Below are 18863 nucleotides of genomic sequence, written 5' to 3' on the forward strand. Positions count from 1 at the left end.
TTGCTCCTCATGACGAACTCCGCAGCACGCCTCGCCGGCCGGCGGGAATGGATCGCCTTCACCGTTCTCCTCCTGCCGCTGCTCCTGGTCTCGATGGACGTCTCCGTCCTCTACTTCGCCATCCCGGCCATCACCCGGGAGCTCGACCCGAGCGCCACCCAGCAGCTGTGGATCTTCGACAGCTACGCCTTCGCCCTCTCCGGCCTGCTGATCACGATGGGCTCCCTCGGGGACCGGATCGGCCGCCGCAAGCTGCTGCTGATCGGCGCCGCCGCCTTCGGGCTCGCCTCCGTCGGCGCCGGCTACGCCACCAGCGCCGAGATGCTGATCGCCTGCCGCGTACTGCTCGGCATCGGCGGCGCGACCCTGATGCCGTCCACGCTGGCCCTCGTACGGAACCTGTTCACGGACGCCGGACAGCGCGGCAAGGCCATCGCCATCTGGTCCGGCGCCATGACCGGCGGCATCGCCCTCGGATCGGTCATGAGCGGTGTGATGCTGAACCACTTCTGGTGGGGCTCGGTCTTCCTGATCAACGTCCCCGCGATGCTGCTCCTGCTGGTCCTGGTCCCGGTGCTGGTACCGGAGTTCAAGGACCCGGCGCCCGGCCGCTTCGACCTGGTGAGCGTCCCGCTGTCGACGGCCGCCGTCCTGCCGGTCGTCTACGGCCTCAAGGAGATCGCCGCCGAGGGCTTCACCCCGCTCCACGCGGCCTGCGTCGCCGTCGGCCTGGCCTTCGGGTACGCCTTCCTGCGCCGTCAGCGCACCCGTGACGACGCGATGATCAGCCGGGCCCTGTTCCAGGGCCGCGGCTTCGGAGCCGGCATCGCCCTGAACACGATCTCCGCCTTCGCCATGATGGGCTCGGCCTACTTCACCACCCAGTACCTCCAGTCGGTGCTCGGCATGGGCACCCTGGAAGCCGCCCTGTGGAGCCTCGCCCCGTCGGTCGTCATCGGCGCCGCCGCCCCCGTCTCCGCCTCCCTGGCCCAGAAGCTCGACCGGGCGTACGTCATCGCCGGAGGGTTCTGCCTCGCCGCGGCCGGGTTCGCGCTGATCGGCCTGGTCGGCGCCGACTCCCTGTGGCTGCTGCTCACCGGCGCCGGGGTGCTGGCCTCGGGCATCGTGACCGTGATGTCCCTGGTCTCCGACATGGCGCTGGGCGCGGCTCCCGCCGAGAAGGCCGGTTCGGCCGCCTCCCTGCTGGAGACGGGCCAGGAGTTCGGCGGGGCCCTGGGCATGGCGGTCCTGGGCAGCCTCGGCACCGCGGTCTACCGGAGCGACCTCTCCGGTCAGGAGCCCGCCGTGCGCGAAACCCTCGGCGGAGCGGTCGCCACCGCCCGGCAGCTCGGCGGCGAGGCGGGCGGGCAGGTGCTGACCCCGGCCCGCGAGGCCTTCGTGCACGGCATGCACTACGCCGCCTGGGGCGGTACGGCCCTCCTGCTCGGGGCGGCGGTGCTCGCCGTGGCCCTGCTCCGCGGGATCCCCGCCCCGGCCGGCGGCCCGGCGCAGCGGGTCGAGGAGGCCGAAGCCCTCGCGAGCTGACCGGCGTACAAGAAAGGGCCCGGGGTCGTCCCCGGGCCCTTCTTGACGTGACTGCGACCGTCAGTCGAGGCTGACCGTGCGCGCCGAGACGGCGCCGATCTCGGCGGAGATGTCCGCGAGGACGTTCACCGGAACCTCGGCGTCGACCGTGAGGACCACGAGCGCCTCGCCGCCCTCCTCGGCGCGGGCGACCTGCATGCCCGCGATGTTCAGGCCGGCCTCGCCGAGGATGCGGCCCACGGTGCCGACCACGCCCGGGCGGTCGGTGTAGCGCAGGACGACCATGAAGTCGGCGAGGGCCAGGTCCACGTCGTACTCGCCGACACCGACGATCTTCTGCAGGTGCTTCGGGCCCGCGAGCGTGCCGGAGACCGATACCTCCGAGCCGTCCGACAGGGTGCCGCGTACGGTCACCACGTTGCGGTGGTCCGGGGACTCCGAACTGGTCGTCAGGCGCACCTCGACACCGCGCTCCTGAGCGAACAGCGGGGCGTTGACGTAGGAGACCGTCTCGTCGACGACGTCCTCGAAGACACCCTTGAGCGCGGAGAGTTCGAGCACCTTCACATCGTGCTGGGTGATCTCGCCGCAGACCTCGACGTCGAGACGGACCGCGACCTCGCCCGCCAGCGCGGTGAAGATGCGGCCGAGCTTCTCGGCGAGCGGCAGGCCGGGACGGACGTCCTCGGCGATGACGCCGCCCTGGACGTTGACCGCGTCCGGCACGAGCTCACCGGCGAGCGCGAGGCGCACCGACTTGGCGACCGAGACACCGGCCTTCTCCTGGGCCTCGTCCGTGGACGCGCCGAGGTGCGGGGTGCAGACGACCTGGTCGAGCTCGAAGAGCGGGGAGTCCGTGCAGGGCTCCTTCGCGTACACGTCGAGGCCGGCGCCGGCGACGCGGCCCTCCTTGATGGCCGAGTACAGCGCGGCCTCGTCCACGATCCCGCCGCGAGCGGCGTTGACGATGCGGACGGACGGCTTCACCTTGTGCAGGGCCTCGTCCCCGATGAGACCGAGGGTCTCGGGGGTCTTGGGCAGGTGCACGGTGATGAAGTCGGCGACCTCGAGGAGTTCGTCCAGCGTCAGCATCTTGACGCCCATCTGGGCGGCGCGCGCGGGCTGTACGTACGGGTCGTAGGCGACGACCTTCATGCCGAAGGCCGACATGCGCTGCGCGACCAGGACGCCGATGCGGCCGAGGCCGACGACGCCGAGGGTCTTCTCGCTGAGCTCGACGCCCGTGTACTTGTTCCGCTTCCACTCGCCGTTCTTCAGGGCGGTGTTGGCCTGCGGAATGTTGCGGGCCGTGGCGACGAGCAGGCCGCAGGCGAGCTCGGCGGCGGTCACGATGTTGGAGGTCGGGGCGTTGACGACCATCACGCCGGCCTTGGTGGCGGCGGACACGTCGACGTTGTCCAGACCGACGCCGGCGCGGGCGACGACCTTCAGCTTCTTGGCGGCGGCGATGGCCTCGGCGTCGACCTTGGTGGCGGAGCGGACCAGGATCGCGTCGACGTCGACGATCGCGGGCAGCAGCTCCGCGCGGTCGGCTCCGTTGACGTGCCGGATCTCGAAGTCCGGCCCGAGCGCGTCCACGGTGGCGGGCGACAGCTCTTCGGCGATGAGTACGACAGGTTTCGAGCTCACGTGGGTCCTCACAAGTCCAGTGCGGACGGCCGTCCCGACGGCCGCAGGCGGTGGAGGGGGGTAGCCGCGTGGAAGACGCACGACACTGTGGGCCTGACGCGTTGTGTTGTGCAGTGTAGTGGCGGATCCCGAGCAGAATTCCGCCTGTACGGAAGGATCACCCGTCCGTGGTTGGCCGGGGTGGACAAGCCACGCCATCGGAGGTCCATATTCCGATACGGCGCGGGGGCCGGGACGCTGTGTCCCGGCCCCCGCCACGTGAGAGATCAGCTCTCGTCGTTGTCGACCCAGCTCATGAGCTTGCGCAGCTTCTTGCCGGTCGTCTCGAGGAGGTGCGCCTCGTCGGCCTTCTTGTACTCGTTGTACTTCGGCAGGCCGGCCTTGTACTCGGCCATCCAGGTGTTGGCGAACTCGCCGCTCTGGATCTCGGCCAGGACCTGCTTCATCTCGGCCTTGGTGGCGTCCGTGATGATGCGGGGGCCGGTGATGTAGTCGCCCCACTCGGCGGTCTCGGAGACCGACCAGCGCATCTTCTCCAGGCCGCCCTCGTACATGAGGTCCACGATGAGCTTCAGCTCGTGCAGGCACTCGAAGTACGCGATCTCCGGCTGGTAGCCGGCCTCGGTCAGGGTCTCGAAACCGGCCTTGACCAGAGCGGAGGCGCCACCACAGAGAACGGCCTGCTCACCGAACAGGTCGGTCTCGGTCTCCTCGGTGAAGGTGGTCTTGATGACGCCGGCGCGGGTGCCGCCGATGCCGGCCGCGTACGAGAGCGCCAGCGCGAAGGCGCTGCCGGTGAAGTCCTGCTCGACGGCGGCGATGCAGGGCACGCCGCGGCCTTCCTCGTACTGGCGGCGGACCAGGTGGCCCGGGCCCTTGGGAGCGACGAGGGCGACGTCCACGTTGGCCGGGGGCTTGATGAAGCCGTAGCGGACGTTGAAGCCGTGGCCGAAGAAGAGCGCGTCGCCCTCCTCGAGGTGCTCCTTGACGGACTCCTCGTAGATCTCGGCCTGCAGCGGGTCCGGCGTCAGGATCATGATGACGTTCGCCCAGGCCGCGGCCTCGGACACGGAGACGACCTTGAGACCCTGCTCCTCGGCCTTGGCCTTGGACTTCGAGCCCTCCTTCAGACCGACGACGACGTCGACGCCGGAGTCACGGAGCGACAGCGCGTGGGCGTGGCCCTGGCTGCCGTAACCGATGACCGCGACCTTGCGGCCCTGGATGATGGACAGGTCGGCGTCGTTCTCGTAGAACAGCTCGGCCACTGGGATATCTCCTTGGTGCGCTGGTGTTGCTCCCACCGTACGGCGGGGAACGGAATAAGAGGTTCTTGGTCTCGCTATACGAGCGGACCGGCTTCGATCAGGCGCTGCGGTCGAGCGCGCGCAGGCTGCGGTCCGTGATGGACCGGCCGCCGCGCCCTATGGCGATCGTGCCGGACTGCACGAGTTCCTTGATGCCGAAGGGCTCCAGCATCTTCAGCATCGCGCCGAGCTTGTCGGCGCCGCCGGTGGCCTCGATGGTGACGGCCTCCGGGGAGACGTCGACGGTCTTGGCGCGGAACAGCTGGACGATCTCGACGATCTGCGAGCGGGTCTCGTTGTCGGCGCGGACCTTCACCAGAACGAGTTCACGCTCGATGGCGTTGTGCTGCTCCAGCTCGACGATCTTGAGCACGTTGACCAGCTTGTTGAGCTGCTTGGTCACCTGCTCCAGCGGGAGGTCCTCGACGTTCACGACGATGGTGATGCGCGAGATGTCGGGGTGCTCGGTGACACCGACCGCGAGGGAGTCGATGTTGAACCCGCGGCGGGAGAACAGCGCGGCGATCCGGGCGAGGATGCCGGGCGTGTTCTCGACCAGGACGGAGAGCGTGTGCTTGGACATGTGAGGCGTTCTCTCTCTCGGCTCTCTCGGCTCAGTCGTCTTCGTTGTCGCCGAAGTCGGGACGGACGCCCCGGGCTGCCATGACCTCGTCGTTGGAGGTTCCGGCGGCGACCATCGGCCACACCATGGCGTCCTCGTGGACGATGAAGTCGATCACGACCGGGCGGTCGTTGATCGCGTTGGCTTCGGCGATGACCTTGTCCAGGTCGGCCGGGTCCTCGCAGCGCAGGGCCACGCAGCCCATGGCCTCGGACAGCTTGACGAAGTCCGGGACGCGGGTGCCCTTGCGGGGGGCGGTGGACTCGCCGAGCTGGGAGCCGACGGTGCCGTGGCCCGTCTCGTCGGCGTGCAGCACGGTGTTGGAGTACCGCTGGTTGTAGAACAGGGTCTGCCACTGGCGGACCATGCCCAGCGCACCGTTGTTGATGATCGCGACCTTGATCGGGATGTTGTTCAGCGCACAGGTGACCAGTTCCTGATTGGTCATCTGGAAGCAGCCGTCGCCGTCGATCGCCCAGACCGTGCGCTCGGGCATGCCGACCTTGGCGCCCATCGCGGCGGGGACCGCGTAGCCCATGGTTCCGGCGCCGCCGGAGTTGAGCCAGGTGCGCGGCTCCTCGTACTTGACGAAGTGCGAGGCCCACATCTGGTGCTGGCCGACGCCGGCCGCGTAGACGGTGCCCTTCGGCGCGAGCGCGCCGATCCGCTCGATGACCTGCTGGGGCGACAGCATGCCGTCCTCGGGCAGGTCGTAGCCCAGCGGGTACGTGTCGCGCCAGCGGCTGAGGTCCTTCCACCAGGCGGTGTAGTCCCCGGCGTTGCCCTCGGTGTGCTCCGCCTGGACGGCCTGGATCAGGTCGGCGATGACCTCGCGGGCGTCACCGACGATCGGGACGTCGACCGCGCGGTTCTTGCCGATCTCGGCCGGGTCGATGTCCGCGTGGATGATCTTGGCGAAGGGGGCGAAGCTGTCCAGCTTGCCCGTGACGCGGTCGTCGAAGCGGGTGCCGAGCGCGATCAGCAGGTCCGACTTCTGCAGGGCGGTGACCGCGGTGACCGCACCGTGCATGCCCGGCATGCCGACGTGCAGCGGGTGGCTGTCGGGGAAGGAGCCCAGCGCCATCAGCGTGGTGGTGACCGGGACGCCCGTCAGCTCGGCCAGGACCTTCAGCTCGGCGGTCGCGCCGGACTTCATGACGCCGCCGCCGACGTACAGGACCGGGCGCTTGGCCTGGCAGATGAGCTTGGCGGCCTCGCGGATCTGCTTGGCGTGCGGCTTGGTGACCGGCCGGTAGCCGGGGAGGTCCATCGTGGGCGGCCACGAGAAGGTGGTCTTCGCCTGGAGGGCGTCCTTGGCGATGTCGACCAGGACCGGGCCCGGGCGGCCGGTCGAGGCGATGTGGAAGGCCTGGGCGATCGTCCGCGGGATGTCCTCGGCCCTGGTCACCAGGAAGTTGTGCTTGGTGATCGGCATCGTGATGCCGACGATGTCCGCCTCCTGGAAGGCGTCGGTGCCGATCGCCTTGGAGGAGACCTGGCCGGTGATCGCGACGAGCGGGACGGAGTCCATGTGCGCGTCGGCGATCGGGGTGACCAGGTTGGTCGCGCCCGGGCCCGAGGTCGCCATACAGACGCCGACCTTGCCCGTGGCCTGCGCGTAGCCGGTGGCGGCGTGGCCGGCCCCCTGCTCGTGGCGGACCAGGATGTGACGGACCTTCGTGGAATCCATCATCGGGTCGTACGCGGGGAGGATGGCGCCGCCCGGAATGCCGAAGACCGTGTCGCACCCCACCTCTTCGAGAGAGCGGATGAGGGACTGCGCACCCGTGACGTGCTCAATGGCGGCGGACTGCTGTCCGCCGTTACGGGCCCGCGGCTGCGGATGGTGGGCCCCGGTGGCCTGCTCGGTCATCGGCATTCTCTTCTCGAAGCTGAGGGTTTTACGAGGAGGGTTTTACGAGATTCGACGTTGCCAGTGCAACAAAAAACCCCTCGTGCCGGGAGGCAAGCGAGGGGAGCGCGTCGGGTGCGTTGAGCGGGGACATGCTGGCCCCAGCTTCAGCCGACGCGCTTTCCAAGTACGAGAATTCGGGTGCGCATGGCATTGACCCTCCCTCCGGCGGGAGGTGGATGTCAAGTGGGTGGGACGGGCGTCTCATTATGTGAGCCTCTGTGGATGACCATCGAGCTCCCGGCGGAACCACCGGCCAAGGCGGGTTGCACCGCTCCGCCCGGTACTGGGAACGTACCGCGCACCAGCGCCCGCCGCAGCCTGTACTCGTCGAGGGGGCCGGAAAACGCCATCCCCTGGCCGTGCGTGCAGCCCATGGCCCGCAGGGCCATGACCTGCTCGGGCAGGTCCACCCCGTCGGCCACCGACTGCATGCCGAGGTCGTTTGCGATCCGCAACAGGCCTGCGGTGATCTTGTGCAGGCGGGCCGATTCGACCACGCCTTCGACCAGGCCCCGGTCCAGCTTGAGCACGTCCACCGGCAGCCGGCGCAGGGCGCCGATGGCCGCGTAACCGCTGCCGAAGCCGTCCAGGGCGATTCCGATACCGATCCGGTGCAGGGCTGTGAGCCGGCGCTCCAGGTCGTCGAAGGGCACTCTGGGGTCGGATACGGCGAGCTCCAGGACCAGCGCCCCGGAGTGCAGCCCGTGCCGGGTCAGCAGGGCCTCCACGGAGCCCAGCGGGACCGCGCGGTCGAGCAGCCGCTGGGCCGTCATCCGCACGGCCACCGGTACGTCGTGCCCGGCCCGGTGCCGCTCGGCGGCCTGCTCCACGGCCTCCTCCAGCAGCCATCGCCCCAGCTCGGCGGCGCGGGAGGCGTCCGGACCGGCCGAGTGCGCGCCTTCGCCGCACTCGGCGACCCGGAGGAACTCGGCCGGGGTGAACAAGATCCCCTGGGCGGACCGCCAGCGTGCCTGCGCGGCCACGGCCGACACCTCGCCGGTGGCCAGCGAGACCACGGGCTGGTGCAGCAGGGCGAACTCTCCCTCATGCAGCGCGGTGCGCAGCCGCCCCGCCAGCTCGGCCTTGCGCACGACCTCGGCCTGCATCTGGGGTGCGTACATCTCGACCCGGTCCTTGCCGGCCGCCTTGGCCCGGTACATCGCCAGATCCGCGTTGCGCATCAGGTCCGAAGGGGTGATGCCGGGGTCGGCGAAGGCCGCGCCGATGCTGGCGGCGACCCGGACCTCGCTGCCGGCGATCCGGTACGGCTGGGAGAGCGTGGTGCGCAGCCGGTCGGCGATCTCGCGCACCAGGTATTCGCGGGCACTGCGGTCCCGGCTGCCGTCGCCCACGATCAGCGCGGCGAACTCGTCCCCGCCGAGCCGGGCGGCGGTGTCCCCGGCGCGGACCGAGTCCTGGAGCCTGCGCGCGGCCTCGATGAGGAGCTCGTCGCCCGCCTGGTGGCCGATGGTGTCGTTGACCGCTTTGAAACCGTCGAGGTCGATGAAGAGCACGGCGGTGTTGTGGTCGCCCGCGCGCCGGCCGGCCAGCGCCTGGCGGACCCGGCGGGTGAACAGCGCCCGGTTGGGCAGGTCGGTCAGCGGATCGTGCTCGGCGCTGTGCTGGAGCTGCGCCTGGAGCCGGACGCGCTCGGTGACGTCCCGGCTGTTGAGGATCAGGCCGCCCTGGTGGCGGTTGACGGTGGACTCGACATTGAGCCATTCGCCGCCGCCGGACTTGAACCGGCACTCGATGCGGGTGGTGGGCTCCTCGGCGGGCGGGGCGGCGAGGAAGCGGCGTACCTCGTGGACGACCCGGCCGAGGTCGTCGGGATGGATGAGGGTGGCCAGCTCGGTGCCGACCAGCTCCTCCGCCTCGCGGCCGTAGACCCCGGCCGCGGCGGGGCTCACGTACCGCAGCATCCCGGTGGGCGCGGCGATCATGATCACGTCGCTGGAGCCCTGGACCAGGGAGCGGAAGTGGTTCTCCTTCTGGGCCAGCTCCTGGGTCAGGGCGATGTTGTCGAGGAGCATGATGCCCTGCCGGATGACAAGGGCGAGGACGACGGTGCAGCCGGTGACGACCACCACCTTGTCGACGCTGCGGCTCTCGATCACGTTGTACAGGATGCCGAGGGTGCAGACGGCCGCGGCGAGGTACGGGGTGAGCGCGGGCAGCGACCGCGCGATCGGGCGGCTGACCGGGCGCGGGCCGCGGACCGGATCCGCGAACTCCGGTGGGGAGCCGATCCGGCGGGCGCCCCAGGGCGCGTAGGCGAGCAGCAGGGACCCGGCGAACCAGCCGGCGTCGAGGAGCTCGCCGGAGCGGTAGCTCTCCTTCAGCAGCGGCGAGGTGAAGATGGCGTCGCAGAGCACGGTCAGCGCGAGCGCGGCGATGGCCGTGTTGACGGCGGACCGGTTGGTCGCCGACCTCCTGAAGTGGAGGACCAGGACCATGGAGACGAGCGCGATGTCCAACAGCGGGTAGGCCAGTTCGAGCGCGGCCCCCGGGACGCTGCCGGCGCTGTGCGATCGGGCGGCCTTGGCGAGGGCCAGGCTCCACGAGAGGGTGAGCAGGGATCCCGCGATCAGCCACGAGTCGAGGGCGAGGCAGACCCAGCCCGCCCGGGTGACGGGGCGCTTGGCGAGGACCAGGAGGCCCACGATCGCGGGCGGGGCGAAGCAGAGGAAGAAGAACTGGGCCGGAGACGGGTTCGGCATCTCCTTGTGGATCACGACCTCGTACCACCCCCAGACCGCGTTTCCACAGGCGGACATCAGCGAGGAGAGGGCGAAGAGCAGCCAGGCGAGCCGGTCGCGGTTCGCGTGGGTGCGCGCGTACCGGTAGCAGGATGCGGCGGCCAGCAGGGCGGCCGCGCTGAGGCCGAAGTCGCCCATGATGTCGGCGATCTCACTGCCGCCCCAGCCCATTCCCGCGCCGACCGCGTATACGCCCCACACCACGGCCAGGAGTGCCTGGACGGCGCCTCCCCGGCCTCCGCCAGGGACGGGCGCCCGGGTCAGGAGCGCCGCCCCCGGGGCACTCACCGGTCCCCCTCGCTGGCTGGTTTCGGTGCGGCCCAGTCCCGGCACCGGCGCCTCCGGCGGCCTTGCCGCGTCGGATCCTTCATCCATTGGCCGTGCATCGCCCGTCGCCCCCCAAAGTGTCCGATCACTCCCCAGCGCCAGACGTTCGTGGCGCAGCCCCTTGGTCCGGACGATACACCACTTTCGTTACTCTGGGACATAGTCTCTCTACGCTCCGTCACCAAGCGGGGAGTTGTGGGCACCGAACGCATCCGGTCAACTGCGGAGCGTGGGCGACAGGCGTCTCACTCGGTGATCAATACCGTGTTCTCCACGGGCTCCCCGGCGGCGAAGCGATTCAGCTGGCGCGCCACGAGGCGCTTCGCCCGCGGCTCGAACGCCGAGCTGCTGCCGCCGACATGAGGCGTGATCAGGACATGGGGCGCGTGCCAGAGCGGATGGCCGGAAGGCAGCGGTTCCGGATCGGTGACGTCCAGCGCGGCGCGCAGCCGCCCCGACTCCAGTTCCGCGAGAAGGGACTTGGTGTCGACGACGGGCCCGCGGGCCACGTTGACCAGCAGCGCGCCGTCCTTCATCCGGCCGAGGAACTCGGCGCCCGCCAGGCCCCGGGTCTGCTCGGTCAGCGGCGTGGAGAGGATGACCACGTCGGCCTGCGGAAGGAGTCGGGGCAATTCGGCCAGGGCGTGCACCGGCCCGCGCCCGCTGCTGCGCGCCGAGCGTGCGACCCGTGCGATCCGCCGGCACTCGAACGGCGCCAGCCGGTCCTCGATGGCCGCGCCGATGGATCCGTAGCCGATGATCAGGACGGACTTGTCGGCCAGGGCCTCGTAGAAGCCGCCGCGCCAGTCCTCGCGGTCCTGGCCGCGGACCATGCCCGGGATGCCCCGCAGCGAGGCGAGGACGAGGGTCAGCGCCAGCTCGGCGGTGCTCGCCTCGTGGACGCCGCGTGCGTTGCACAGGCGTACACCGGGACTCAGCGAGGCGAGGCCGCCGAGGACGTGGTCGATGCCGGCGGTCAGCGTCTGCACGACCCGCAGCCGCGGCATGGCCGCCAGCGGGCGCAGGGTGACTTCGGAGGACTTCATGTACGGGGTGACGTAGAAGACACAGTCCACGGGATCGGCCGGGAAGTCCTCCTCGCCGTCCCAGTGTCGGTAGCGGAAGGAGTCGGGCAGGCCCTCGAACTCCTCGGCGGGGAAGGGGAGCCAGACGTCCCCGGTCATAGCGGTCATGATCCCGAGGCTATGCGAAGGCATTCGGATCAAGACGTTAGTTTGTTTGCCGGACCGAAAGAGGGCGGGGGACGCACGGGTGGAGCGCAGGTCGATCGGGGCGGCAGCGCTGACGGTGGGCGCCGTCGGGCTCGGGTGCATGCCGATGAGCTGGGCCTACGGGCCTTCGCGCCGGCAGCGCGAGGACGCGGGGGCCCAGTCGCTGGCCGCGGTGCACACGGCGCTCGACCTGGGGGCCAATCTGCTGGACACCGCCGACCTGTACGGGCCCTACACCAACGAGCTGCTGCTCGGGCGGGTGCTGCGGGAGCGCCGCGCCGAGGCGTTCGTCTCGGCCAAGGTGGGGCTGCGGGCGGGCGAGCAGCACGTGGTGGCCGACGGGCGGCCGGGCTATCTGCGGCGGGCTTGTGACGCCTCGCTGCGGCGGCTGCGGACCGACGTCATAGACCTGTACCAGCTGCACCGGGTGGATCCGGACGTCCCGGTGGAGGAGACCTGGGGCGCGATGGCGGAGCTGGTGGGTGCGGGGAAGGTACGGGCCCTCGGGTTCTGCGCGCTGGGCGCCGCGGCCGGGCCGGGGGCGGGGCGGCGCGGGGACCGGGCGTACGGGGCGACGCTGCGTCACCTGGAGCGGGCTCAGCAGGTGTTCCCGGTGAGCGCGGTGCAGGCGGAGCTGTCGGTGTGGTCGCCGGAGGCGGCGTGGCAGCTGCTGCCGTGGTGCGCGGCGCGCGGGGTGGGGTTCCTCGCGGCGATGCCGCTGGGCAGCGGGTTCCTGACCGGGACGCTCACCCCGGGCGAGGGCTTCGAGTCGCAGGACGTACGGGCCCGGCATCCGCGGTTCACGGCGTACGCGATGGCGGCGAACCAGGTGCTGGTGGCGGGGCTGCGGGAGGTCGCGCGGCGGCACGGGCCCGAGGTCACGGCGGCGCAGGTGGCGCTGGCGTGGGTGCTGGCGCAGGGGCCGCAGGTGGTGCCGGTGCCGGGGGCCGAGCGGGCGTGCTGGGCGGCGGAGAACGCGCGCGCGGCGCAGGTGCGGCTGACGGCCGCCGATCTGGCGGACCTGGCGGCGCTCCCACCGGCGGTCGGGGCCTGGGACTGATCTCCACTACCACTCGATCGGGTGTACGAGCGGTGGAACTTCGGGGCCGGTCCGGGCTGTTGAGTCAGTTGTAAGGGCAGGATCGGTGGACCGGAGGGGAGCAGGACCATGCGATACGGACGCGATCACGGACAGTCGGCAGGGGGCGCGGGGGCAGCGGGGGCAGGGGTGGTGGCAGGTCCGGGGCGCGCGGGGACTCGCGCCCGACCCCGACCCCGACCCCGGGCGGTGGTGGCCCTGGCACTGGCCGGGTGCGGGGCGCTGCTGGCGGGTGGCTGCTCGCCGGAGGGCGGGCCAGGGGGGCAGGCCGACGGCTCGCCACCGGGCGCGGCCGCCACGGCGTCGGCGCCGGGCGCCTCGGGCGGACCATCGGCGTCCCCGCGGGTTTCGGGGCCGCCGGCCAAGGGTGCGGTGACGGTGACCGGCGAGGTCGCCAAGGGCCTGGAGTCGCCGTGGGGCGTGGCTCCGCTGCCCGACGGGAATCTCCTGGTCGCCTCCCGGGACAAGGGCACCATCAGCCGGGTGGATGTGGCCACGGGCGCGGTGACGCCGATCGGGAAGGTGCCCGGGGTGGCCCCGGGCGGCGAGGGAGGCCTGCTGGGGCTGGCCCTCTCCCCGTCCTTCGCCTCGGACCGCATGGTGTACGCCTACTTCACGACCGAGTCCGACAATCGGATCGCCCGGCTGCGTTATGACGAGCAGAGACCGGCCGGGCAGCAACTGGGCGCGCCCGACACGGTGTTCCGGGGCATCCCCAAGGGCCTGATCCACAATGGCGGGCGGATCGCCTTCGGCCCGGACAAGATGCTGTATGCCGGGACGGGCGAGACCGGGGACACCGGCCTGGCGCAGGACAAGAAGTCGCTGGGCGGCAAGATCCTGCGGATGACCCCGGACGGGGAGCCGGTGCACGGCAATCCCGAGGCCGATTCCGTCGTCTATTCGTACGGGCACCGCAATGTCCAGGGCCTGGCCTGGGACAAGGACAAGCGGCTGTGGGCGGCGGAGTTCGGCCAGAACACCTGGGACGAGCTGAATCTGATCGAGCCCGGCGGCAATTACGGCTGGCCGGAGGCGGAGGGCAAGGCCGGCAAGCCCGGCCTGCGTGACCCGGTGGCGGTGTGGAAGACCGACGAGGCCTCGCCGAGCGGGATCGCCTGGGCGGAGGGGTCGATCTGGATGGCCGGGCTGAAGGGCAACCGGCTGTGGCGCATCCCGCTGGCCGGGACGGGCCTGGTGGCGGATCCGGAGGCCTTCCTGGAGGGTGAGTACGGACGGCTGCGCACGGTGGTGGCCCTCGGCGGCGACAGATTGCTGCTGGTCACGAGCGAGACGGACGGGCGCGGATCGCCGCAAGCGGGCGACGACAGGATTCTGACACTGACGGTGCGATGACCGGCATGGTCCCGGCGCGGGACGAAAGGTGCGGTGTACACGGTGTTCAACATGATCGAGGAGCTGTTCAGCCCCGGGCGGGGGCACACGGACGACGAGAGGAAGAGGCTGGAGCTGTCCCGGGTCGACACCAGTGACGGCGACCCGGGACGGGGCCCGATAGACCTCGGCTCCGGCAAGGTGCTCATACGCGTGGCCGACCCGGAGGAGCCTGCGCCCTGATCGGGCCGGAGGTCACCGGGCGGCCGGTGTCACAGGGGTGAAGAGCCTCAGCCGGTGGGCGAGGGCGGCCGCCTCGCCACGGCCGGAGACGCCCAGCTTCGCCAGGATGTTCGAGACGTGCACGCTGGCCGTCTTCGGGGAGATGAAGAGCTCCTCGGCGATCTGGCGGTTGGTGTGCCCCGCCGCGACCAGTCTTAGTACGTCCTTCTCGCGGCTGGTCAGGCCCAGGGACTCGGCCGGGTCGGTGTCCGGCGCCGGGAGGGCCCGGGGGGTGTCCACGACGGTGAGCGGGAGCCTGGCGCGCTGCGCGAGCAGGGCCAGGTCCTCGCGGAGCCGGCGGGCCCCGAGCCGCTCGGCGGTGGCGTAGGCGTCGCGGAGCAGTTGCGCCGCGGGGTCCCGGTCGCCGCACACCAGAAGGGATTCGGCGAGCCGGTGGCGGGCCCGGGCCAGCAGGTACGGGCGCTCCAGCGGGCGGATGCCCGACTCCACGGCCGCCCAGTCGGCGGCGGTGTCCCGGGCCTCGGCGCGCAGTAGCTCGGCCCGCAGGTACTCGGCGTGGGCGGCCCACACCGGGGCCGGGGTGGCGAGGCCCCGGGCGGCGTTGCGCAGCACGGCCAGGGCCGCGTCCCGGCCGGCGTCGGCGACCGGGAGGCCGCGGGCGTCTGCCTCGGCGGAGGCGGAGGCGAGGAGCAGGGGCCAGGCGTAGCGGTGGTGGCCGAGCGGGAAGCCGTAGTCGATGGCCGCGGCCGTCTCGGTGCGGACCTCCGCCATGCGGCCTTCCCCCGCGGCCACACCGATGGCGAGGCGGTAGAGCGGCAGCCGGTGCTGGGGCTGGGCGTCGTGGGTGCCGAAGTAGGTGTGGGCCGTGGCGAGCCGGGCGGCTGCTTCGGTGAACTCGCCGCGGGCCAGGGCCAGATAGGCCAGCCGGGCGGAGGCCGAGGCGCGCGGCGCGGCGCTGGAGCCGACGTGCAGGGTACGCCGGGCCTCCTCGGCGGCTTCTTCCCAGCGTCCGAGGCTGTACAGGCTCTCCGCCATGTTTCCCCGGACCCAGGCCTCGGTGTCCAGCAACTGCGATTTGTGAACGAGTTCGGCTCCCTGCAGGGCCAGTTCCACGGCCTCACGGGAGCGTCCCAGCCCTTCCAGCTGAGAGGTGAGATTGATATGAGCACGTCCCGCCAGCATGACGAGCCCGAGTTCGGTGGCCCGCTCCTTGACCTCGTGCATCTCGGCGAGGCCGCCCTCGGGGTCGCCGGCGTCGGTGAGCAGGCTGCCGATCGTGATCCGGGCGTTGAGTTCGGTGTCCTCGGCGCCGACCATCCGCGCGTACTCCACGGCGCGTTCGGCGGCCGCGAGGTTCTCGGGGCCCGGGTTGTGGAGCATGCCCCAGCTCGCGGCCCGGACCAGGACGTCGGCGTGTACCTGGGACGGGGGCAGCCCCCGGACGAGCTCCTGCGCCTTGGCCAGCTCGTCCCAGCCGTCGCCGCGGGCCAGGCCGGCGACCAGCCGGGAGCGCTCGGTCCAGAACCAGGCGGCGCGCAGCGGGTCCCGGCCGTCGTCCAGCAGCCGCAGGGCGGTCTTGGTGAACTTCAGGGCGCGTTCGCGCTCGCCGCCGAAGCGGGCCGCGACGGTCGCCTCGGCCAGCAGGTCGAGCCGTTGGAGCGGGGTGGTCGCCGGATCGCAGCCGCAGGGCGGGTAGACCTCGGTGTAGTCCGCCGGGCGCAGTTGCTCGCGTACCTCCTGCGGGGCGCTCTCCCACAGCTCCATGGCCCGTTCCAGCAGCCGCAGCTGCTCGGAGTAGGCGTGGCGGCGGCGGGCGGCCACCGAGGCGGCGAGCACGGCGGGCAGCGCCTTGGCGGTGTCGTTCGCCCAGTACCAGTAGCTCGCGAGCCGGATGACCCGCTCTTCGGCGCGGACCAGCGAGCCGTCGGCCTCCATCGCCTCGGCGTAGCGGCGGTTGACGCGGGCGCGCTCGCCGGGCAGCAGGTCGTCGCTGACGGCCTCGCGGACCAGCGAGTGGCGGAAGCGGTATCCGTCGCCGTCGGGGGTGGCGAGCAGGATGTTGGCGCCGACGGCGGCGCGCAGGGCCTCGATCAGCTCGTCCTCGGTGAGCCGGGTGACGGCGCGCAGCAGGGGGTACTCGACGGCGGAGCCGCCCTCGGCGACGACGCGGACCACGCGCTGGGCGCCGTCCGGGAGCACCTCGACGCGGACGAGGAGGAGGTCGCGCAGGGATTCGGTGAGCCCGGTGCGGCAGCCGCTCTCCTTGGAGGCGACGAGTTCCTCGACGAAGAAGGCGTTGCCGTCGGAGCGTTCGAAGACGGAGTCGACGAAGTCCTCGGCGGGCTGCGAGGCGAGGATGCCGGCGAGCTGGCGGCGCACCTCGGCCCGGTTGAAGCGGGACAGTTCGATGCGGTGGACGGTGCGCAGGCGGTCCAGTTCCGCGAGGAGCGGGCGCAGCGGGTGGCGACGGTGGACGTCGTCGGCGCGGTAGGTGGCGACGACGACGAGGCGGCCGCTGTTCAGGGTGCGGAAGAGGTAGGCGAGCAGGTGCCGGGTGGAGGTGTCCGCCCAGTGGAGGTCCTCCAGGACGAGGACGACGGTGCGATCGGCGGCGAGCCGCTCCAGCATCCGGGCCGTCAGCTCGAAGAGCCGGGCCGTGCTCTCCTCGTCGTGCGGGCCGCGCGGGGTCTCGCCGAGTTCCGGGAGGATCCGGGCGAGTTCGTCCTCCTGGCCCGCGGCCGCGGCGGACAGTTCGTCGGGCAGCCGGCGGTGCAGGGCGCGCAGGGCCGTCGAAAACGGGGCGAAGGGAAGGCCCTCCGCCCCGATCTCCACACAGCCTCCGACGGCGACCACCGCTCCGCGGCGGGTCGCCTCGCCCAGGAACTCCTCGGTGAGGCGGGTCTTGCCGACTCCCGCCTCGCCCCCGACGAGCAGCGCCTGCGGCTCCTGGCCGGCGGCTCGCGTCAGGGCGTCGGTGAGTATGGCCAGTTCGTCGGCTCGGCCGACGAACACCGGGCTGACAGATCTGGTCTCCACGCCGCCGAGCATGGCACAGGGGCCCTGCTCAGCGGCACTCGGTATTCGTGCGCTTCTCGTCACGTGCCGGCTCACTCACGTCGCGACGCGGGTTACGCGGCGCGGCCGAAACGGCTGCGGTGTGCCCTCACCGACCCCTCCGGTTCCTGGCTTCGCGAGGAGCGGCGGGCGCGCTTGGCGTCCCTGACGAGGCGGTACGCGTCGGCCTCGCGGATCAGGTCGGCACGGCGGGCGTTGGCGATCTCGTACTCGAACATCTCGTACTCCCTGTTTGCGTTTCTCGGGCACCTCGTTCGGTGTGATCCAAGAATCGCTTCCCAGGGGGTGGCGCCACATCGGGCGCATGCCGCATCTGTACGGCCCGGGGGGCCTTAGGCCGGGGCCGAAGACCCCTGAGGGGGACTAAGGCAGTGCCTAGTGCCGTGGCCGCACTAGGACGCGGCGGCCGGAGCGGTGGGGAGGGGGACGAGGATGTCGAAGTACATGAGGCCGAAGAGCAGGACGCCGATCGCGCCCAGGGCCACGGCGGCCCAGGAGACGGCGCGGACCCAGGTCGGGAGGGTGCGGCCGGGGGCGCCGAAGGCGGGGCGGGCCAGCACGAAGACGGCGACGAGCAGCGCCAGGGTGGACAGGACACCGTTGACGAGGGCGGTGAGGTGCCACGCGTTGCCGTACAGGGCCTCGATCTTGGCCTCGGTGGTGGTGGCGTTGGCCGACTCGATCTGGCCGATGAGCGTCTGGCGCTCGGCTATGACGCGGGAGACCCAGCTGCCGCTGAGGGCGACGAGGCCGAGGCCGGCGGCGACGACGGCGGAGGCGGCGGCGGCGACGCCGCTGGGCTGCTCGGCGGTCTCGTCGTCCTCGTCGAGCTCGTCCGTCTGCGCGAGTTCGTCATCGAGGACCTCGGCGGTCGCGGCGGCGTCGGTGGCCTCGGTGGTGGCGGCCTCGGTGGTGGCGGCCGGCTCGGCGGCGTCGGCCTTCTTGAGGTCGGCCGGGGTGTTCGTACCGGCCTCGGCCGCTTCCACGGCGGCCTTGGGCTCGGCGGAGTCCGCCTCGGGAGCGGTCGGGGCGGGGGTCTTCGTGGTGTCCATGCGGGGCACGGTAGGCGGCTTGTCTGAGAGGTTTCTTAGAATCCGCCGATTCCCGGGACGCCGCCGGGCCGGGCCGGCCGCGGGCCCTCTCGGGGACCCGGGGCCGGAGCCGTGGCGCGCGGTCTCAGGCGGGGCTGACCGGGGGCCACTCGTGGGCGAGGACCGACCAGACCTCGGTGTCCTGGCGGACGCCGTGGTGGAGGTCGTTCTGCCGCATGACGCCGTCGCGGGTCATGCCGAGCCGCGCGGCGACGGCGAGGCTCTTCTTGTTCTCGGAGGCGGCGTGCCACTCCACGCGGTGCATGCCGCGCTCCCGGAAGGCCCAGTCGATCAGGATCCGGCAGGCCGTGGTCACCAGGCCGCGGCCGGCCATGGTCGGCTCCAGCCAGCAGCCGGCCTCACAGGTGCCGGAGGCGACGTCGAAGGTCCGGAAGAGGACTCCGCCGACGAGGGTGCCGTCCACGCGGATGCCGTAGAGGCGCCCGGTGTCGGTGGCGGCCTTGCGGGCGTAGTTGGTGAGGTAGGCCCGCGTCGAGTCGAGGTCGGCGGTGACGTCGGGGAGGGCGACGTACCGGCCGATGTACTCCCGGCCGCGGTCCATGTGCGCCAGGAACTCCTTGGCGTGCCGAACCTCCAGCGGGAAGAGCTGGGCGTCGTCGGCCAGGTCTGTCGAGAACATGCGGGGTCTTCCTTGGGTCTGGT

The 18863-nt window shown here is 71.6% G+C and carries 14 protein-coding genes; 4 read left to right on the top strand and 10 right to left on the bottom strand.

What is annotated here, in order from left to right:
- Positions 1 to 9: 9 nt before the first annotated feature.
- Positions 10 to 1545, top strand: coding sequence for an MFS transporter (locus ACFWBF_RS14515; RefSeq protein ID WP_385600461.1), 1536 nt, complete (start codon positions 10 to 12; stop codon positions 1543 to 1545).
- A gap of 60 nt (positions 1546 to 1605) precedes the next feature.
- On the opposite strand, the gene serA is transcribed toward ACFWBF_RS14515, so the two are convergent.
- From serA to ACFWBF_RS14545, 6 genes are all read right to left on the bottom strand, one after another.
- Positions 1606 to 3195, bottom strand: coding sequence for a phosphoglycerate dehydrogenase (serA, locus tag ACFWBF_RS14520; protein ID WP_385600463.1), 1590 nt, complete (start codon positions 3193 to 3195; stop codon positions 1606 to 1608).
- Positions 3196 to 3461: 266 nt separating this feature from the next.
- Positions 3462 to 4463: a ketol-acid reductoisomerase gene (ilvC, locus tag ACFWBF_RS14525; protein ID WP_385600466.1), complete on the bottom strand. Its 1002-nt coding sequence runs from the start codon at positions 4461 to 4463 to the stop codon at positions 3462 to 3464.
- Positions 4464 to 4560: 97 nt separating this feature from the next.
- Entirely contained in the window at positions 4561 to 5085 is a 525-nt protein-coding gene (gene ilvN, locus ACFWBF_RS14530; protein ID WP_385223978.1) for an acetolactate synthase small subunit, read from the bottom strand.
- A gap of 31 nt (positions 5086 to 5116) precedes the next feature.
- Positions 5117 to 7003 carry an acetolactate synthase large subunit gene (locus tag ACFWBF_RS14535; protein ID WP_385600468.1) on the bottom strand — a complete coding sequence of 629 codons (1887 nt, stop codon included), beginning with the start codon at positions 7001 to 7003 and terminating at the stop codon, positions 5117 to 5119.
- A gap of 215 nt (positions 7004 to 7218) precedes the next feature.
- Entirely contained in the window at positions 7219 to 10086 is a 2868-nt protein-coding gene (locus tag ACFWBF_RS14540) for a putative bifunctional diguanylate cyclase/phosphodiesterase (RefSeq protein WP_385600471.1), read from the bottom strand.
- Positions 10087 to 10370: 284 nt separating this feature from the next.
- On the bottom strand, positions 10371 to 11318 hold the full coding sequence (locus ACFWBF_RS14545; protein WP_385600474.1) for a 2-hydroxyacid dehydrogenase: 948 nt from the start codon (positions 11316 to 11318) through the stop codon (positions 10371 to 10373).
- Between the two features lie 79 nt (positions 11319 to 11397).
- Here ACFWBF_RS14545 and ACFWBF_RS14550 point away from each other — a divergent pair, with 79 nt between their 5' ends.
- The 3 genes from ACFWBF_RS14550 (at position 11398) to ACFWBF_RS14560 (ending at position 14034) form a co-directional block, all read left to right on the top strand.
- Positions 11398 to 12417 (top strand): aldo/keto reductase, encoded by a 1020-nt coding sequence (locus tag ACFWBF_RS14550; protein ID WP_385600477.1) that lies wholly within the window; start codon positions 11398 to 11400, stop codon positions 12415 to 12417.
- Positions 12418 to 12525: 108 nt separating this feature from the next.
- Positions 12526 to 13812, top strand: a complete 1287-nt coding sequence (locus tag ACFWBF_RS14555; RefSeq protein WP_385600480.1) for a PQQ-dependent sugar dehydrogenase — start codon at positions 12526 to 12528, stop codon at positions 13810 to 13812.
- A gap of 42 nt (positions 13813 to 13854) precedes the next feature.
- A complete protein-coding gene (locus ACFWBF_RS14560; RefSeq protein ID WP_385600630.1) occupies positions 13855 to 14034 on the top strand; it encodes a DUF6191 domain-containing protein in 180 nt (59 codons plus the stop codon).
- 12 nt (positions 14035 to 14046) lie between these two features.
- Here the strand turns inward: ACFWBF_RS14560 and ACFWBF_RS14565 are convergent, their stop codons facing one another.
- The 4 genes from ACFWBF_RS14565 to ACFWBF_RS14580 form a co-directional block, all read right to left on the bottom strand.
- On the bottom strand, positions 14047 to 17082 hold the full coding sequence (locus ACFWBF_RS14565) for an AAA family ATPase (protein WP_385600482.1): 3036 nt from the start codon (positions 17080 to 17082) through the stop codon (positions 14047 to 14049).
- Positions 17083 to 17162: 80 nt separating this feature from the next.
- Positions 17163 to 17327: a hypothetical protein gene (locus ACFWBF_RS14570; RefSeq protein ID WP_385600484.1), complete on the bottom strand. Its 165-nt coding sequence runs from the start codon at positions 17325 to 17327 to the stop codon at positions 17163 to 17165.
- 174 nt (positions 17328 to 17501) lie between these two features.
- Positions 17502 to 18161: a hypothetical protein gene (locus tag ACFWBF_RS14575; RefSeq protein WP_385600487.1), complete on the bottom strand. Its 660-nt coding sequence runs from the start codon at positions 18159 to 18161 to the stop codon at positions 17502 to 17504.
- A gap of 124 nt (positions 18162 to 18285) precedes the next feature.
- Positions 18286 to 18840, bottom strand: coding sequence for a GNAT family N-acetyltransferase (locus tag ACFWBF_RS14580; protein WP_385600489.1), 555 nt, complete (start codon positions 18838 to 18840; stop codon positions 18286 to 18288).
- Positions 18841 to 18863 lie beyond the last annotated feature (23 nt).

Source organism: Streptomyces sp. NPDC060028 (assembly GCF_042736725.1).
GTDB lineage: Bacteria > Actinomycetota > Actinomycetes > Streptomycetales > Streptomycetaceae > Streptomyces.

Coding starts and splice junctions, on each gene's coding strand:
- ACFWBF_RS14565 (WP_385600482.1), bottom strand. CDS start 17,082: ATGCTCGGCGGCGTGGAGACCAGATCTGTCAGCCCGGTGTTCGTCGGC.
- ACFWBF_RS14575 (WP_385600487.1), bottom strand. CDS start 18,161: ATGGACACCACGAAGACCCCCGCCCCGACCGCTCCCGAGGCGGACTCC.
- ACFWBF_RS14570 (WP_385600484.1), bottom strand. CDS start 17,327: ATGTTCGAGTACGAGATCGCCAACGCCCGCCGTGCCGACCTGATCCGC.
- ACFWBF_RS14580 (WP_385600489.1), bottom strand. CDS start 18,840: ATGTTCTCGACAGACCTGGCCGACGACGCCCAGCTCTTCCCGCTGGAG.
- ACFWBF_RS14555 (WP_385600480.1), top strand. CDS start 12,526: ATGCGATACGGACGCGATCACGGACAGTCGGCAGGGGGCGCGGGGGCA.
- ACFWBF_RS14545 (WP_385600474.1), bottom strand. CDS start 11,318: ATGACCGCTATGACCGGGGACGTCTGGCTCCCCTTCCCCGCCGAGGAG.
- ACFWBF_RS14535 (WP_385600468.1), bottom strand. CDS start 7,003: ATGCCGATGACCGAGCAGGCCACCGGGGCCCACCATCCGCAGCCGCGG.
- ilvN (WP_385223978.1), bottom strand. CDS start 5,085: ATGTCCAAGCACACGCTCTCCGTCCTGGTCGAGAACACGCCCGGCATC.
- ACFWBF_RS14515 (WP_385600461.1), top strand. CDS start 10: ATGACGAACTCCGCAGCACGCCTCGCCGGCCGGCGGGAATGGATCGCC.